Genomic DNA, 413 nt, shown 5'->3' on the forward strand with positions numbered 1-413 from the left:
GTCGTCGAAGGCCGCCTGGAGGGCCTGGACAGCTCCGCGCTGGCCAGCCCGCGCGAACTGACGATGAGCTTTCCGGGCAGGACCGGCGAGTTGCTCGACCTGCGCGAGCTGGAGCAACTGGTCGACCAGTTGAGCCGCCTGCCGTCGCGCCAGGCGCAACTGGAGCTGGTGCCCGGCAGCGAGGTCGGCGGCAGCCGGGTGCGTCTCAAGGGCGAGCGCGACAAGCCCTGGCGGGTCTCCGCCACGCGCAACAACGACGGCGACGTCAGCACCGGCGAGCAGCAGATGGGCCTGGGCCTGGACTGGGACAGCCCGCTGGGCCTGGCCGACCAGCTCAACCTGCGCGCCAACCGCGACGCGGTTACCGACCGCTGGCGCCATTCCGACAGCCAGAGCCTGTTCTACAGCCTGCC

At 71.4% G+C, this 413-nt stretch carries 1 protein-coding gene; it reads left to right on the forward strand.

Going from position 1 to position 413, the window contains the following annotated elements; genetic code table 11:
- On the forward strand, positions 1-413 hold a 413-nt coding region (locus BST14_RS31825; protein ID WP_142279698.1), incomplete at both ends, for a ShlB/FhaC/HecB family hemolysin secretion/activation protein.

The sequence above is a fragment of the Mycobacterium arosiense ATCC BAA-1401 = DSM 45069 genome, from assembly GCF_002086125.1.
GTDB classification, from domain to species: domain Bacteria; phylum Actinomycetota; class Actinomycetes; order Mycobacteriales; family Mycobacteriaceae; genus Mycobacterium; species Mycobacterium arosiense.